Genomic DNA, 13,940 nt, shown 5'->3' with positions numbered 1-13,940 from the left:
GACCCGGGTATGAAAGCACGCGCGATAGCGGGCTGGATGGCCATTGGCTGTATTGGTGCGGGTTCCGCCCCGGCATTGGGCGGGGTCCTGGTTGAGGAGTTCGGCTGGCGCAGCGTCTTCGCGGTCAATGTGCCTCTTGGCGCAATCGTGTGGCTACTGACGGTACTGAGTGTCAGCGAATCCAAAGACCCTGATCCGACTCAGCTCGACTGGCCGGGGCAGCTGTTGTTTGCCCCCGCGATCGCGGTGATCGCGTACGCGATCATCGAGGCCCCGAGGCTGGATCGGCAACCCGGGTTGATCATCACATTGCTAGTGGTGGCAATGGTGTTACTGCTGTTGTTTGTTCAGCACGAACGTCGCGCCGCCTTCCCGCTTATCGATCTACGCTTGTTCACCGACCCGGTGTACCGGTCGGCGCTACTGGTGTACTTCGTCGTAATGTCCTGCTATTTCGGGACGTTGATGGTCATCACCCAGCACTTCCAGAACGTGCGCGGCTTCTCGCCGTTGCACGCGGGTCTGCTGATGTTGCCAGTGCCGGTCGGATTTGGGATTGCAAGTCTGCTTGCGGGGCGCGCGGTGGAACGCTGGGGTCCTCGGCTGCCGCTGCTGATTTGTCTGACAGCAATGATTGCCGGGTTGATGCTCTTCGGGATGGCGATTGGCCGCGTGATGCCAATCGTGATTATCGGACTGGCCTTGTTCGGTGCGGGGGCTGGCGGGTGCGCCACACCGCTGTTGAGTATCGGTATGACCGAGGTCGATGATCACCGTGCCGGCATGGCCGCGGGTCTGATCAATCTGCAGCGCTCACTGGGCAGCATTTTCGGCGTCGCCTTGCTCGGCTCCATCCTCGCGGGTTGGCTCAGCGCAACTTTGCCCGAGCGTCTGGATTCGGTGATCAGCGAACCGGGCGAACGCGCAGCGGTTCTTTCCTCCGTGGTTGACGGCGCAAATCCGCGCGCCCACGCTGCTGACATAGGACCTGGGCATCCGATGACGTCCGCGCAGGAGCAGCTGGTCGTGCGGGTCGCGGACAAAGAGTTCATTCGTGGGGTCCAACTCGCAGTTGCCGGCGCTGCGGTCTTACTCTTGGGCGCGCTCGTCCTCGGGTTGCGGCGGTTTCCGACCGGTCTTCCCGCCGCGCCGCAACGGGACTGAAAACTGTTATATAGCAATATGATTCGTCCGAGTCCGGAGGAGTCGCCACAGACTCGGAGGCGTGGTCTCAGCGGCGCACGGGCGGCGCGCGGAACGCCGGCTCCTGACACGGCTATTCAGTTTCCGGCGAACCACACGGTGGCCACCGCGCGGGTCTGCGGCGCCGGGAAATGGTCGGTGGGCGTGCCCAGTTGCCCCACCTTGACCGTCCATACCGGCGCCGAGCGGTCGATGCAGGTCCCGGCGCCCTGGCTGGGGAGCCATAAGACCGCGAGGTTCGCGTCGGGGGCGCCACATCCGTAGACACCGACGTAGCCGTCGTCGCGGCCGCCCCAGGCGCCGCCGTTGCGTAGCAGGCAACGGGTGCCGTCGTCGAGAAGCAGCGCGAACGGATCGGGCATGGCGATCGGCCGCACCCCTGGGAGCGGGTCGCCGTAGGTCACCCGATGCAACCGCTTGTCCCACGGATTATCAACGCACAGAAGCGATTGCGGCATCGATGGCCAGCAGGTTCCGGCATCGGCCGCGGTCGGCGAGCAATAGTAGATGTTGTCCGCCACCGCCGACGGCGACGCTGTCGTGCAGCTATCGACGGCAGTGACGTTGCCCTGCGCGGGGCCTCGCGGTACCCATTGATCGGCTGGCCATCGGATCCGACCGCCACCGCGGTGATCACCTGTGTGGGTGCGGGATCGGCAAGGGCCGATCCGCAGACCGACGAGATCGCGCGATCGATAACCATGGTGTCAATGGGTCCTCCCCGGGATCCGCGGGCGGTGGGGCGATGGCGTCAAGGTGCCGATGACACTGTTCGTGAGTGCTAGTGCTCCCAACTCAAGAGCGGCGCCGCGTTTGCGACGCGCCGACTTGCCAAGGCGCAGTGGGCCGTGGCCCAAATCTGACTCCGCAGCGCTGGTGTTGCTGTGCGGTTTAGGTCCGATCGACAAGTTGCTGCACTGTTGCTCAGAAGGCTTCTACTGCAGAGGTTTTCGTTGGCACACCCGGAATAGTTGTCGGCCACGCTGAGCGCCGAGTTCCGGCTCGGCAAACACGTGGACAGATATTGCCCCCGTTACGGATTGCGGCGACGGCTATCCGACGATTGTAGTGACGGCAGTGGAACCCGCAGCAGCTCAACCAGTTTCGTCAACCCAACGGTCACGGAGTTGACTGTCCGCCGCCGGATCCGCCGCCGGATACGGCGAGCCACCAGCATCGCGACGACACCGACCGCTACGTCGGCAAGTATCGCCCCGCGCGCTCGGCGCTGCCAGCGTGGCCTGCCCGAGCGGAGGCCGAGGCGGTAGCCGACGCCCAGCGCAATCAGCGACGCAGCGATAGCCGTCAACGCGGTCATGCATCGAGGATCTTGCGTCGCCGTCGCGGTTGGGTCACGGGTCAGGCACGCCTTGGCCAACACCGAACGGTGCTACCCACCCGAGTAACCGGAGCCGGTCAACGATCGATGCGGAAACGTTTGAGCCGCGAGCGCGCGCCCGACACCAATTCGACTCGGCTCCTTGGCAAGTGAAAGTGAGCTGCCAGCAGCCGGGCAACCGCTTCGTTGGCCTTGCCGCCGACCGCCGGCTCGGGCACGTAGATCGTCAGCTCGGCGCCGGAAACCGCCTCGACCCGCGGACCTTTACGGGAGCCGGGTTTCACCTTGACGACGACAATGTCGGCCATGCCGGTTGCCGCTAACGCGCCGCGGTGTCGCGCCCCGCGAACCGCGGAACCCGATCCGAGCACGCGCCCATCATGTGAGACCGGCGCAACGCTCGAGTAGCTGTGGCGAGGGCGGCTGCCGAAAGGCCAACACCATGTGTTCGCAGCCCAGCTGCTCGAATTCGGGCAACAACGCGAGTTGGTCGTCGACCTGTCCAGCCAAGGCCGGATGCAGGGGCACTTGCCCGGAACGGCGGACCTCGGCAGGGTTACGGTCTACATCGGCACAGGCCTTGTCCAGCCGGGCGTTGACGTCGCCCCACAACTGCGGGCCTTCTGCGGCCGACATGTTCCACTCGTCGGCGTGGCGGGCGATGAGACGCAGCATCTTTGGCCCGGTACCCGCTATCACGATTGGCGGGGGCGGGTACTGAAGGGGCTTGGGCTCGCAGAAGGCGTCCTCGAGCCTGAAGAACTCGCCGGAAAAGTTCACCAAATCCTCGGTCCACAGCTTGCGGATCACCGTCAATGCTTCGTCGACCATCGCGACCCGGCTCGCTGGGCTCGGGAACGCGATCCCGTACCCACGATGCTCGGCCTCGTGCCATCCCGCGCCCATGCCGAAGTTGAGCCGCCCGCCGGAGATGTGGTCGACGGTGACCGCCATCTTGGCCAGAACCGCCGGATTCCGATACGTAACGCCGGTCACCAGGCACCCGATCCGAGCCCGTTCGGTAATCGCCCCCATGGCGGCCAGCGTCGTCCAGCCCTCGTAGGTCGGCTCGTCGAACTCCGATGGTCCAAAGAAGTGGTCGTAGTCCCAAATCCCTTCGAAACCAAGGTGATCGGCGCTTCGCCATAAATCTTTCAGTTCGGGGAATGCGAAACTCAGGTGGAACTTGACCGAGATCCGCATGCCGCGATAGTACGGTCAGCGCCGTGGTCGCGTGGCGCGTATGCGCGGCCAAAAGCCGGCGGTCAGCGTCAAGCAGGCCAACAGCTGGGCCGGAATGGCTACCATCTTCGTGTGCGCGCTCCGCTTGCCGTGAAGTCGGTTGAACAATTGTTGGTGGCTGGCGCAGTCTCCGCTGCGCTGACGATCACCGCGGCCGTGTTGCCGCCCGGCGCGCCGGGCGCCCCGCAGCGGGCCGGTGCGGCGAATTGCCCGCAGGTAGAAGTTGTCTTTGCCCGCGGCAGATTGGAGTCGCCGGGACCCGGCGTGATCGGCAATGCGTTTATCAGCACTCTCGGCTCCAAGGTTGGCGGTAGGAGCATGGGCAGCTACGCCGTCAAATACCCGGCCGACACCGAGGTCGACGTCGGCGCCAACGACATGAGCCGTCATGTTCAGTACATGATCAATGCCTGCCCGGCCACCCGGCTGGTGCTCGGCGGCTACTCCCTCGGCGCTGCGGTCACCGACGTGGTGCTCGCGGTGCCGATGTCCGCATTCGGGTTCGACAGCCCGCTTCCCCCGGGTGCCGACGAGCACATCGCCGCCGTCGCGTTGTTCGGCAACGGAAGTCAGTGGATGGGTCCGATCACCAACTTCAGCCCGCTTTACAACGACAGGACCATCGAGTTGTGCCACGGCTCGGACCCCGTCTGCAACCCGGCCGACCCGAACACGTGGAAGCAGAACTGGCCGCAACATAACCCCAGCGCCTACATCCAGGCGGGCATGGTCAACCAGGCGGCCGACTTCGTCGCCGGCAAGCTCTAGCGGGTGGATATCGGGCGGCTCGTCACGCGCTACGCCCGCCGCTTCAGTCGGGTGCACGCCGGTGCCCACTCGGTGTCGTCGCCGCTGGGCGCGTGGTTGCTCCTCGCCCTGGCCGCGCCGGTGGCGCGCGGTCGGGTCCGAGACGACATCGAGGGCGTTCTCGGCACCGACGCCAAGCAGGCGCGCCGGGCGCTGGACGAACTGCTCGCCGACCCGCCGGATGTCATCCGGGCCGCGCTGGCGGTGTGGGGTATCGACGACTGGCCCGGTGGTCTGCCGGCTGACATCGATGTGGGCCCGGTCCCCAGCCAGGAGCAAGCCGATGGGTGGGCTCGCGATCACACCGACGGGTTGATCGACCGTTTCCCCGGCGACGTGTCGGATATGACGGCGGTGTTGGCCAGCGCGCTGGCGACCCGCATCAGCTGGCGTCGACCCTACGAGGTCACCGATGCCCGCGAGTTGCAGTCGCCGTGGAGCACGCGGCTCACTGACGCGTTGACTCTCGGTGGCGCCGACGGTTACTTCACCGACGTCGCGGATGTGGGCGTGGTCGCGGTGCACCCCGCGGTCGGCAACGGTGGCCTGCACGTGACGTCGGTGATCGCGAGCCAAGAGGCTTCGTTCGAAGCAGTGCTGGCGGCCGCACACGACATCGCCCGGCGCGAGGCAACCGGTTCCGCGGTGCGCCGGCGTGCCTTGACGGACATGACGCTCGGCGACGGTGAATTCTGGACGATCACGCAGGAACATCGGCCCGGCGGTGACCAGGTCCGGGTCGTGTTGCCGGCTTGGACGGCCACCTCGAACCACGATCTGACCGCCGACCCGGACCTGGGTTTCGCCGCGGTGGGACGGGCACTCGCAGCAGCGACGACGATGTTGCCCGACATCCCGGACATCAGCGCCCGGCAGTCCGCGGCAGCTCGCTACGGCCGGTGGGGATTCGAGGCGGCCGCGGTCACGTCGGTTGCACTACGCAGCGCCATGGTGTCGTCGGGGCTGTCGCGGTCGGCGACGCTGCGTTTCGGCCATCCCTACGCGGTGGTGGCGGTGACCGGTGCGCGTCGGCGCGGTGATCCGTGGGCGGGTGTGCCGGTCTTCGCCGCGTGGGTGTGCAAACCTGCCGACGTCACGTCGACCGGCTAGCGGGCAGTCATTTGGGCTGCCGCCATTCGTTGATTTTGCGGCCCAGCGAGTCGGCCGCGCTCGTGGCGGCGCGCCCGACGCCGTCGACGAAGCCGCCGAGGCCGTCGCGGATGCCCTTGATCAGCGGGTCGTCGGACTGGTCGAATCCGTCGCGGTAGTGCCGGGCAGCCTGGCCCAGGTCGTCGGTGAGCGAGGACTTGTCGTCGTCGGCTCGGCGCGGATAGTCGCCGGACATCACCTTGCCGTAGCCGCCGGTGTCCACCCACTTGTTCAGGGCCGCGGCCCGCAGCACCGAAAACGGATGTGTCTGCAGTTCCAGGTTCAACAGCTTGAGCAGCCCGTCGCGCATGTCTCCGGATCGTTCGTACTCCCGCGCTTGGGCCAAAAAGGCCTCTGAATCCAGCTTGTCCAACCGGCTACCGCCGGCGAGCTTCATCTCGACCCGGATCGCGGTGTCCAAGTCCTGGCTACACAGCAACCCGGCCCGGTCGCCGGACAGCTCGGATTTGCGTTGCCACTCCAGCAGAGCGGCGATGATGGCGCGCAACGCCCAGCCGCCCACCGGCACAATGCCGAACGACCGTGCCAACCGCATCAGATGCATCATCATCGTGCGGTACACCGCGTGGCCGGACAGCGCGTGGCCCAGCTCGTGACCCACCACGAATCGGAGTTCGTCGTGGGTCATCAAGTCGTAGAGCCCGGAAGTGATCACGATGAACGGCTGCTCCATCCCGATCGTGTACGCGTTCACGATCGGCGATTGCACGACGTACAGCTCGGGCTTGGCCGGCGCGTCCAGAACGTCGGTGCATTCGTCCAGCAGGGCGTCGAGGTCGGCGAATTGGCGCGGCCCGACGCGGGCGGCGCTGGCCAGGTAGAGCAGCCGGTGTTGACGCTCGCGCAGCATTCCCGAGAGGAGTTTCAGGATCTGGTCGAAGCCCTTGAGGCGGCGCAGCGCCGATAACGCGGTCCGGTCGGCGGGATGCTCCCAGGCGCGCGAGCTGATGCCGGGGAAGGTGGTGCGGGTGGTTGCGGGTGTCTGAGACATGGCGCTCCCCTCGGTGTTCCGTATCAGGATACGGAGGCTGGCGCGGGGCGCCATTCAACTGGATGTGGGCGGGCTTTGGGGCTCTAGGCCAGCTCTAGGCCAGCTCTAGGCCGGTGCGTCGGCGCTGACCCATCCCGGGGTGGCGGGCACACCGGCGCCGACATCGTGGCCCATTGCTGCTGCGCGTTGACGACCCAGATATGCGGGATGACGACGCATTTCCGCCAGCATTTGACTTTCTCGGCGCTGGGCCGCAATCCAAGCCGGGTGTGACTCCAGACTGATCACCGTTGCCCCTGATGCCTTCGCCACGATTGTCTGCTCCTCTCATCCCACCGACTCAGGTTCACACGGCGCTGTGCAACGTAAAGTTAGGATTCTTAGCAAACCTGTGATCAAACCGTGTCTTTAGATAAGAATTAGCCATGAATTTCCGGGGGCGCCGGGCGTTTCCGCAGGTGTGGCGCCAACGGCGGCCCGCCGGTCGGTCACTGAACCACGTTGTTGCATTGCCGGCGGATCCGAAAACCGGAAGTTGATGATGCGCTGTGCTCGCTTTTGGGGCGAATTGTTATCGGCCGCAGCGAAAATCCGCGGAGACGTTAATTTGTGCAGTTGGATCTATTCACTGCGTGAGCAGTGCCACCGCACTCCAAGGTCTACGGCCCGGATGACGCGGATCAGGCTGGGGCAACCATGCGACTGCGCGCATGGATTTGGGCAACCGGTGAAATCGATTTGCGGCGGTAAACAGTGATTCCGATTCGGCTACTCGCCAGCCGAGGCTTTCAAAGAAGGCCAGCCCGTTATCAGGCGCGAACATGAAGGGCGCATTCTCCAGCATGCCGGCCATCCTCTTGTTCATCATCTTCTTCAGACCCGGACCGGCGAAATCGAGCATCCACCACCCGACTTCGGGTCGGCGGATCGCTTCCGAAAGCGCGACGACGTCCCGCTCGTCCAGATACATCAACAAGCCCTCGGTTAGGACCAGTGCATTGGCGGCGCCGTCCAGGGCCTCGGTGAGGAACGCCGTGCGAGCAAGCGGGTCGGCCAGGTCAACGGCGCTGCGAATCAATTGGCATCGCGGTGTCTGGTCGGCAAGCAATTCGGTTTTTTCGGCGAGCAACTGCGGCAAATCGGCTTCGATCCACCGCAGCCGGGAGGGCAGATTCAGCCGATACGGTCGAGTGTCCAATCCGGCGGCCAGGTTGAGCACCCGGTCACAGCCGTGCGCGATTGCCCTGGCAATGGTGTCGTCGATGATTTTGGTGCGTGCGACCAGCCACCAACCATTACGAAGTGTCCACGGGGCGTGCCGGACGATGGTGCGCCCGTGCTGACCGGCCAGACGCTGGGCAAGCGGGTCGCTGAACAATGCGTCGGGTCGGGCCGATTCGGTGGCCCGATGCAGGGCCGTCAACCTGGCCGTGTCGGAAACATGTGTGATGACGTACCCGTCGCCGCACTCAGAGCCTGACATAGAGGCGTTATAGCATCCCGGCGAAGTCCGCCGCGGTGCGCAAGCAAAGAGGATTTGGCGCGTCTGCCGCCGCGCTGATGTGTCGGGTACCGTGCGCTCATGGCCGATCGCAACCGCCGATTTCTGCTCCGTGAACGACCCACCGGACGCATCGGTGCTGACACCTTCGAACTCAGCGAGGCACCGGTCCCCGAAATCGCCGACGGGGAGGCACTGGTCCGCGTCTCCTGGATATCGCTCGATCCGACGAACCGCGCGTGGATCAACGACATGCCGTCCTATCTGCCGCCGGTCGGTATCGGCGAGGTCATGCGTGCGGGCGGGCTCGGTGAGGTCATCGCGTCGAAAAATCTCAGATACCCGGTCGGTCAGACGGTGCAGGGTCTGGTCGGCTGGCAGGAATACGCGGTGGTCTCCGACGCGATGCCGTTGCTTCCGGTCGACGTCGCCGAGGGCGTCTCCCCCAGCGCTTACCTCGGCGCACTCGGGATGACCGGGCTCACGGCGTGGATCGGGATTCGCGACATCGGCAAGCCGCGGGCCGGCGAGACGGTGGTAGTGTCGGCCGCCGCCGGAGCCGTCGGCTCGGTTGCCGGCCAGCTCGCCAAAGCCGACGGGGCACGCGTCGTCGGGATCGCCGGCGGCCAGGAAAAGTGCGCATTGCTTACCGAACAGCTTGGCTTCGACGCCGCTGTCGACCACCGGGCCGACGACTGGCCGGCACAACTGGCCGCCGCCACTCCCCACGGCATCGACGTCGACTTCGAAAACGTCGGCGGTGACATCATGGATGCGATTTTCGCGCGCCTCAACATGGGCGCGCGCATCGCGCTGTGTGGCCTGATCTCGGGCTACAACTCGGCCGAGCCCCCACCCGGACCTCGGGCATTCGGCAACTTGCTCGTCCAGCGCGCGACGTTGCAGGGCTTCATCATCCTCGACCACCTGCACCGCGCACCGGAGGCGATAGCGGAGATCTCCGGGCTTATCGCCCAGGGAAAGCTCACGCCACTGGAAACCGTAGTGGAGGGCTTCGAGCAACTACCCACCGCGATCAACATGCTGTTCGACGGCAAGAACATCGGCAAGCTCGTGGTCAAGGTGCCCGGGTAACCCAGTCGATCGCGGTTTGGCGCGGTACGGCGCCGGTTGTCGTGGGCTGCTATCGTCCCAGGCTTATGCCTGAGATGGATCGTCGTCGCATGATGCTGATGACGGGCTTCGGTGTCGTAGGCGTGCTGGGGGTGGCGAATCCGGTTCCCAGGGCGCATGCAGACCCGGCCCGACGCGGCGCGCCGGAAGGACGAACGCCGATGCCCGCGGCGCCGGCACCCAACGGTCAGGCGGGCAACTACGTTTTCCACGACGAGTTCGACGGCCCCGCCGGTTCGGCACCCGATTCGTCGAAGTGGACCATAGCCCGGGCGCGCGAGCAGATGAAGGACCCGACGTACTGGGAGCGCCCCGAGAACGTCGGGCAGTACCGCGACGATCGCCAGAATGTGTTCCTCGACGGCCATTCCAACCTGGTCATCCGTGCCGCGAAAGACGGCGGGACCTATTATTCGGGCAAGCTGCAGAGCCCGTGGCGGGGCGGTATCGGCCACACGTGGGAGGCTCGCGTCAAACTCGACTGCCTGACCGCCGGATGTTGGCCGGCTTGGTGGTTGTCCAATGAGGACCGCGGCGAAATCGACATCCTCGAGTGGTATGGCAACGGCAGCTGGCCGTCGGCTACCACCGTCCATGCCAAATCGAATGGCTCCGAATGGAAGACGCACAATATCGCGCTGGACAGTGGGTGGCACACCTGGCGATGCCAATGGGATGACAGCGGGATGCGGTTCTGGCAAGACTATGTCGACGGCGCGCAGCCGTACTTCACCGTGGCGGCGCATTCACTGCCGGACTGGCCGTTCAACGACCCCGGCTACACCGTGTCTCCGGTGGTGAACCTCGCGGTCGCCGGCTCCGGCGGCGGTGACCCTGGGCCGGGAACCTATCCCGCCCAGATGCTGGTCGACTGGGTCCGGGTCTGGTAGTCACAACGTCGCGACCACGAGGACTTTCGACGGGTCCCGGGGATCCACCCGCACCGGCACCTCGGCGCCGACCGCGAGATGCGGTGCCGTCGACAGCTCGAGCGCGATGCGCCGCGTCGCGCGATACGAATCACGTTCTGGCAGTTTGACATCCAGTTCCAGCTCGTGCCAGGATCCCAGCGTTGTGGTCGCGACGTTGCGGCGGATCCCGACGATTGTGGCCACACCCGCCAAGCCGTCGCGCAGCAACCGTTCCAGGTCGGCGTTGAGCGTGTTGAGTTCGGCGACCGCGTCCCTTGCCCGCTGCCGGTCAGCGCGCGTGACTCGTTGGCCCGCAGCGGCTTTCCTCGCTCGCCGCAACCAGTTCATGTCCGTCAGGGTAGGGCGCCACGCGGTGCTCGTCGATCGGGTCGGCTGGAACCTGGAGCCGGCGCGAGCCGGAACACAGTACCGTTGCCGCATGTTTCGCATGACGGTCCAGGACGTGTTCTACATCCGCGGTCGCGGGATCGTGGCCACCGGCCGCGTGGAGTACGGGCAGTTGCGGGTCGGCGACGAGGTGCGGATCAACGACGGCCCCGGGGTGCGGGTCGACGCCATCGAGGCGTCCCGCAAGAAGCTGGATACGGCGACCGCCGGTGACAACGTCGGCCTGCTCTTCAAGAAGCTCAGCAACCGCGACCTGGCCGCCGGGGACGTGATCACCTCGGCGGCGGGTGTGTTTCTGGCGTAAAGCGTGCCTTCCCGGCGGTGTCCCGCCCGCCTGCGTCTCCTCCGGCAGCCGGCACGCGTTGTTGGGATCGGTAGCGGCCTCACGGCCCTGTACTTGTCGCAACGACGACGCCACCGAGGCGGCGCCTCACGCGAAAGGAAGAGCCCATGAACATCATTCCCGCCGGCATCGCGGAAAAGATCAACCGCGTCGATCGCCAACCAAGCCTGGCGATCGGCATCAGCCTCGCCCTGCTGGCGGCGTGGTCCTTCTACCGGGTGATCTGGCTGCTGTACCTCTCGATGACGTTCGGCTGGTTCATGGGTTCGGTGGCTTTCCAGTTCGTGCTGTGGACCGTGACCGGCGCCGTCGCGGCGATCGCGGCCACCGGCTTCCTGACCCGCTACTTCAAGGGACCTGGCGGCGCTGACCATTGATGGCTGGCGGCGGCGAACCGTGCCGGACCCGAACCGGGTTCGGCACGGTGCCGTTTGTGGGCGGGTCAGCGGTTGGAGATTCGGCGCAGCGTGCTGTCGAAGAGGGCATCGAAGGATTGCTGGTGCCCGGTGCTGGCCGTGCCGCTCAGAATCAGTCCCGAAGTGCGCGCGTAGGAGTAGTAATCGGTCCGGGCGGCGTCCGGCTCCCCGCCAATGGTTGCGGTGATCGAGTACCGGAACCGCTGCGGTCCGTCGGCGGAGTGCGAATCCTCGAGGATGCGCACCTCATAGGAGCCGACGGCGGCGCTGCTGAAGCGCAGACACCGTGATACCAGGCCGGTGAACGCGTCGAATCCGGTGGGGTCGAATTCGCGGCCGACCATGAGCCGGATGTCTCGACGGTCGGCGACCTCGGGCGGATCGGCGGGGTCGTGCCCGAACACCTCGGCCGCATCGAAAGCGCCGGTCGAGGCGACCCCGACCACCGCGAAGCATTCGACGGGACTGAAGCCCAGGCCCTCATCGGACACGTGGTATCTGAAGTACCCGAACGTATCGGACAGTTCCTTGATATCGCTGACGGTCCACGAGGCAGGAAAATTGGTCGGTTTGGGCAGCAACTCCGCCAATTGTTGGTCGCTCAACGAGGCCAGCTTCGGTGCAAGTGGGCCCGGGGCCGCGGGATTGCTATGCCGTCGGGCGCTGAGCACCCCGGGTGCGGTGATCACGATGGCGGCCGCTGCCAGCACGCACAGCGCAGCCGCGATCACCCATGGGCGCCACGAGAGTCGGTTCATAGCGCGCGTAGCCGTTGCAGCGTTTGGCCGGCGAGCTTTTGCACCAGATCGAGCTCGGGACCCTCCATATAGATAGTGCATTCGAGTAGTACGCCACGTACCGCGTAATACGTGACGTGGTAGGTCGACGAAGGGTCGCGGCTACCGATCGTGGTGAACGTTCGGGTGACTGTGACGGCGGCATCGGCGCCGGCGGCCGTGCGCGCTCCCACCGCAGTGGTGACGGTCCGATGGTTTTTGACTCGGCCATCGAAGAAATAGTTGGTGACGCGATAGGAGGGGCAACGGCCCAGCCAGTCCAGGTAGTTCGCGATCCGTGCCGCCGCGTCGAGGACGACCCAGATCGCGAAGCGGGCGTTGGGTCCGTGCTCGCGGCCTTCGCCGGTCGCGGCGAAATCGGCCGACGCCGCGTCCTGAACGAATAGTTGGGCGTACCGGTCGACCTGGACGTATGCGGCCAACGCACCCCCGGCATGGTCCAGGATCGTGGGAATGTCGCCGCAGCCGCCCGGTTCGTAGGCCGCTGCCGGGTCCTGACGGGGCGCCGTACTCAACGCCCCCGGATCTGCTGGCGCGGCTCGCCGCAACCGCCCCGTCAACGAATATCCCCAGTCGGACGGGAAGTCGGCGCCGGCGGGCAACGCCGTCGCCAGGTCCCAGTCGGTTCGCGATGCCAGGTTCGCCGGGGCGGTATCCGAGCGGGGAGCCGTCACCAGAAACGCCGCACCGCACGCGCCCAGCACGGCAAGCGCGGCGGCCCCTACCACCCGGGGCCATGGTTGGCTGCGCGAAGGAGCGGGTCCTGCGGCCTGGGATCCCATTCGCGACTCCTCCCGCGGGCCGGCCGGTGCGATGTCCGCATCGCCACCGGGGTTCGCCGGCGTAACACTATCGCGGCCTCCCGGCCGTCAACCCGATCGACACAGTGTTCTGCTTCGGCAGTAACGGCTGCCACGGCGTCGTTGTCCCGGCGCTTCGGCGTTTCGTTACCGTCAGGCCTGAACCAGCTCTGGGTGAAATCTGGCCACCATCCGACGTAATCCCTCGTGCCAGTCGACTGTGGTTGCGCTGCCGATGAGTTCGCGCATCCGGGTCAGGTCGACGGGATTCCCGCGCAGCGCCCGATCGCTCTCGGTGAACATCGGCTCCTTGTCGATCAGGGTGCCCAGGTAGGCGCACCACTGCTGGATGCTGACAATCTGGTCACCGGCCCAGTTAACCGTTGTCGCCGGAATCGACGCCACTGCAAGCAATTTCGGGATCATGGCGACGATGTCATCCTGATGTATCGGGTTGTAGTTTGCGGATTCGCCGGGCGGAACCGGGATCGGAATGCCGGCGAGCATCATCTCCATGTGGAAGTACGGCCACCCGCCAGTGTCGCCGTACGGTACGTTGAGGCGGGCGATGGTGGTGGGTACCTCCAGGATCCGTGCCGTCGACCGGGCGACCGCCTCACCGGCGATCTTGGAGATCGAATACGTGGGGAACAGGAACCGGTGGTTGTCGCCGAGAGCCGCACGCTCGGTGCGCGGCAGGTCGTTCGGCGGATCGTAGACGGCCGCCGATGAGCAGTGCAGGAACGCCTTTGCACCGCGGCACCGGGCCATCAGCGGACCAATCGACTCCGCGTTGGCGCTGAGGTCCTGGTCTTCGTCGATGCGGTGGTGACTACATCGTGCCGAACGTCGGGCGCCGGCCACCCCCGATCACCTCC

At 65.9% G+C, this 13,940-nt stretch carries 17 protein-coding genes and 1 pseudogene; 7 read left to right on the top strand and 11 right to left on the bottom strand.

The genetic code is table 11. The features are described 5' to 3' along the window. On the top strand, positions 1-1,164 hold a 1,164-nt coding region (locus tag B4U45_RS01335; RefSeq protein WP_219859288.1), incomplete at its 5' end, for an MFS transporter. Positions 1,165-1,280: 116 nt separating this feature from the next. Here the strand turns inward: B4U45_RS01335 and B4U45_RS28775 are convergent. The 4 genes from B4U45_RS28775 to B4U45_RS01315 all read right to left on the bottom strand — a co-directional run bounded on the left by B4U45_RS28775 (position 1,281) and on the right by B4U45_RS01315 (position 3,745). Further along, the gene (locus B4U45_RS28775; protein ID WP_241780229.1) at positions 1,281-1,661 is read right to left on the bottom strand and encodes a hypothetical protein; all 381 of its coding nucleotides are present in this window, start codon (positions 1,659-1,661) and stop codon (positions 1,281-1,283) included. Between the two features lie 575 nt (positions 1,662-2,236). Beyond that, on the bottom strand, positions 2,237-2,521 hold the full coding sequence (locus B4U45_RS01325; protein ID WP_075546769.1) for a hypothetical protein: 285 nt from the start codon (positions 2,519-2,521) through the stop codon (positions 2,237-2,239). A gap of 98 nt (positions 2,522-2,619) precedes the next feature. After that, a complete protein-coding gene (locus tag B4U45_RS01320; protein WP_075546768.1) occupies positions 2,620-2,850 on the bottom strand; it encodes a DUF167 domain-containing protein in 231 nt (76 codons plus the stop codon). 70 nt (positions 2,851-2,920) lie between these two features. Next, on the bottom strand, positions 2,921-3,745 hold the full coding sequence (locus tag B4U45_RS01315; protein ID WP_219859287.1) for a TIGR03560 family F420-dependent LLM class oxidoreductase: 825 nt from the start codon (positions 3,743-3,745) through the stop codon (positions 2,921-2,923). 111 nt (positions 3,746-3,856) lie between these two features. On the opposite strand from B4U45_RS01315, the gene B4U45_RS01310 reads away from it, so the two are divergent. After that, a complete protein-coding gene (locus tag B4U45_RS01310) occupies positions 3,857-4,552 on the top strand; it encodes a cutinase family protein (protein ID WP_075546766.1) in 696 nt (231 codons plus the stop codon). A 3-nt stretch (positions 4,553-4,555) separates the two neighbouring features. Then, positions 4,556-5,701 (top strand): hypothetical protein, encoded by a 1,146-nt coding sequence (locus B4U45_RS01305; RefSeq protein ID WP_075546765.1) that lies wholly within the window; start codon positions 4,556-4,558, stop codon positions 5,699-5,701. A gap of 7 nt (positions 5,702-5,708) precedes the next feature. Here B4U45_RS01305 and B4U45_RS01300 read toward each other — a convergent pair whose 3' ends face one another. The 3 genes from B4U45_RS01300 to B4U45_RS01290 form a co-directional block, all read right to left on the bottom strand. Beyond that, positions 5,709-6,752, bottom strand: coding sequence for a M48 family metallopeptidase (locus B4U45_RS01300; protein WP_075546764.1), 1,044 nt, complete (start codon positions 6,750-6,752; stop codon positions 5,709-5,711). Between the two features lie 105 nt (positions 6,753-6,857). Beyond that, positions 6,858-7,064: a hypothetical protein gene (locus tag B4U45_RS01295; protein WP_082275366.1), complete on the bottom strand. Its 207-nt coding sequence runs from the start codon at positions 7,062-7,064 to the stop codon at positions 6,858-6,860. A 313-nt stretch (positions 7,065-7,377) separates the two neighbouring features. After that, positions 7,378-8,235, bottom strand: coding sequence for a class I SAM-dependent methyltransferase (locus B4U45_RS01290; RefSeq protein WP_075546763.1), 858 nt, complete (start codon positions 8,233-8,235; stop codon positions 7,378-7,380). A 99-nt stretch (positions 8,236-8,334) separates the two neighbouring features. Between B4U45_RS01290 and B4U45_RS01285 the strand changes: the two genes are divergently transcribed. Further along, positions 8,335-9,348 carry an NADP-dependent oxidoreductase gene (locus tag B4U45_RS01285; RefSeq protein WP_075546762.1) on the top strand — a complete coding sequence of 338 codons (1,014 nt, stop codon included), beginning with the start codon at positions 8,335-8,337 and terminating at the stop codon, positions 9,346-9,348. 65 nt (positions 9,349-9,413) lie between these two features. After that, positions 9,414-10,277 carry a glycoside hydrolase family 16 protein gene (locus B4U45_RS01280; RefSeq protein ID WP_075546761.1) on the top strand — a complete coding sequence of 288 codons (864 nt, stop codon included), beginning with the start codon at positions 9,414-9,416 and terminating at the stop codon, positions 10,275-10,277. Here the strand turns inward: B4U45_RS01280 and B4U45_RS01275 are convergent, their stop codons facing one another. Further along, positions 10,278-10,646, bottom strand: a complete 369-nt coding sequence (locus tag B4U45_RS01275) for a hypothetical protein (RefSeq protein WP_075546760.1) — start codon at positions 10,644-10,646, stop codon at positions 10,278-10,280. Between the two features lie 91 nt (positions 10,647-10,737). Between B4U45_RS01275 and B4U45_RS01270 the strand changes: the two genes are divergently transcribed. After that, on the top strand, positions 10,738-11,010 hold the full coding sequence (locus B4U45_RS01270; RefSeq protein WP_219859286.1) for an EF-Tu/IF-2/RF-3 family GTPase: 273 nt from the start codon (positions 10,738-10,740) through the stop codon (positions 11,008-11,010). A 146-nt stretch (positions 11,011-11,156) separates the two neighbouring features. Continuing rightward, entirely contained in the window at positions 11,157-11,426 is a 270-nt protein-coding gene (locus B4U45_RS01265) for a hypothetical protein (protein ID WP_075546759.1), read from the top strand. A 65-nt stretch (positions 11,427-11,491) separates the two neighbouring features. Here B4U45_RS01265 and B4U45_RS01260 read toward each other — a convergent pair whose 3' ends face one another. From B4U45_RS01260 to B4U45_RS01250, 3 genes and pseudogenes are all read right to left on the bottom strand, one after another. Continuing rightward, the gene (locus B4U45_RS01260; protein ID WP_075546758.1) at positions 11,492-12,223 is read right to left on the bottom strand and encodes a hypothetical protein; all 732 of its coding nucleotides are present in this window, start codon (positions 12,221-12,223) and stop codon (positions 11,492-11,494) included. Next, on the bottom strand, positions 12,220-13,044 hold the full coding sequence (locus B4U45_RS01255; protein WP_075546757.1) for a hypothetical protein: 825 nt from the start codon (positions 13,042-13,044) through the stop codon (positions 12,220-12,222). Before B4U45_RS01255 ends, B4U45_RS01260 begins: the two co-directional genes overlap by 4 nt. A 171-nt stretch (positions 13,045-13,215) precedes the next feature. Then, positions 13,216-13,875, bottom strand: a pseudogene (locus tag B4U45_RS01250) (NAD-dependent epimerase/dehydratase family protein); the annotation flags it as partial. Positions 13,876-13,940: the final 65 nt, after the last annotated feature.

Source organism: Mycobacterium persicum (assembly GCF_002086915.1).
In the GTDB taxonomy this organism is placed as follows: Bacteria; Actinomycetota; Actinomycetes; order Mycobacteriales; family Mycobacteriaceae; genus Mycobacterium; species Mycobacterium persicum.
Note: the sequence above shows the minus strand (reverse complement) of the source record. Positions and strands in the feature narration are given on the sequence as shown.

What these genes read in the sequence shown, in the direction of transcription:
- B4U45_RS01285 (WP_075546762.1), top strand. Translation starts at nt 8,335, where the DNA reads ATGGCCGATCGCAACCGCCGATTTCTGCTCCGTGAACGACCCACCGGA.
- B4U45_RS01290 (WP_075546763.1), bottom strand. Translation starts at nt 8,235, where the DNA reads ATGTCAGGCTCTGAGTGCGGCGACGGGTACGTCATCACACATGTTTCC.
- B4U45_RS01320 (WP_075546768.1), bottom strand. Translation starts at nt 2,850, where the DNA reads ATGGCCGACATTGTCGTCGTCAAGGTGAAACCCGGCTCCCGTAAAGGT.
- B4U45_RS01270 (WP_219859286.1), top strand. Translation starts at nt 10,738, where the DNA reads ATGTTTCGCATGACGGTCCAGGACGTGTTCTACATCCGCGGTCGCGGG.
- B4U45_RS01275 (WP_075546760.1), bottom strand. Translation starts at nt 10,646, where the DNA reads ATGAACTGGTTGCGGCGAGCGAGGAAAGCCGCTGCGGGCCAACGAGTC.
- B4U45_RS28775 (WP_241780229.1), bottom strand. Translation starts at nt 1,661, where the DNA reads ATGCCGCAATCGCTTCTGTGCGTTGATAATCCGTGGGACAAGCGGTTG.
- B4U45_RS01280 (WP_075546761.1), top strand. Translation starts at nt 9,414, where the DNA reads ATGCCTGAGATGGATCGTCGTCGCATGATGCTGATGACGGGCTTCGGT.
- B4U45_RS01260 (WP_075546758.1), bottom strand. Translation starts at nt 12,223, where the DNA reads ATGAACCGACTCTCGTGGCGCCCATGGGTGATCGCGGCTGCGCTGTGC.
- B4U45_RS01300 (WP_075546764.1), bottom strand. Translation starts at nt 6,752, where the DNA reads ATGTCTCAGACACCCGCAACCACCCGCACCACCTTCCCCGGCATCAGC.
- B4U45_RS01325 (WP_075546769.1), bottom strand. Translation starts at nt 2,521, where the DNA reads ATGACCGCGTTGACGGCTATCGCTGCGTCGCTGATTGCGCTGGGCGTC.
- B4U45_RS01315 (WP_219859287.1), bottom strand. Translation starts at nt 3,745, where the DNA reads ATGCGGATCTCGGTCAAGTTCCACCTGAGTTTCGCATTCCCCGAACTG.
- B4U45_RS01255 (WP_075546757.1), bottom strand. Translation starts at nt 13,044, where the DNA reads ATGGGATCCCAGGCCGCAGGACCCGCTCCTTCGCGCAGCCAACCATGG.
- B4U45_RS01265 (WP_075546759.1), top strand. Translation starts at nt 11,157, where the DNA reads ATGAACATCATTCCCGCCGGCATCGCGGAAAAGATCAACCGCGTCGAT.